This is a genomic window from Streptomyces poriferorum, assembly GCF_019399235.1.
In the GTDB taxonomy this organism is placed as follows: domain Bacteria; phylum Actinomycetota; class Actinomycetes; order Streptomycetales; family Streptomycetaceae; genus Streptomyces; species Streptomyces poriferorum.
Window position 1 is genome coordinate 1 of record NZ_JAELVH010000644.1, and the last position, 450, is coordinate 450.

At 73.8% G+C, this 450-nt stretch carries 1 protein-coding gene; it reads right to left on the reverse strand.

The genetic code is table 11. From position 1 onward, the window contains the following. A partial coding sequence (locus JGS39_RS40215) for a protein kinase domain-containing protein (RefSeq protein ID WP_219574682.1) occupies positions 1 to 450 on the reverse strand: 450 nt, incomplete at both ends.

Genomic DNA, 450 nt, shown 5'->3' on the forward strand with positions numbered 1-450 from the left:
GGTCTGGACGGGGGCCGGGGCCGCCGCCCGTACGGTGATGTCAGCGGCCACCGGGCTCGGCAGCCAGTCCTCGGGGCGCCGCAGTACCGTCTCCGCGTTCGCGGTCTGGCACAGCGCGATGACCTCGGCGACCGAGGGCCTGGCCTCCGCGTCCTTGGCCAGGCACCGGCTGACGAGCTCCATCAGCCGCTCCGGCACACCGGTGAGGTCCGGCTCCTCGTGGACGATCCGGTAGAGCACCCCGTGCGAGGTCCCCTCACCGAAGGCCGGTGAGCCCGTGGCCGCGAACGCCGCGACCTGACCGAGCGCGAAGATGTCGGTGGCCGGAGTGACCCGGCGCCCCGCGGCCTGCTCCGGGGCCATGAACGACGGGGTACCGATGGTGACGCCGCTGCCGGTGAGCGAGGTCGCGTCCGCCGCGTACGCGATACCGAAGTCGATGACGCGCGG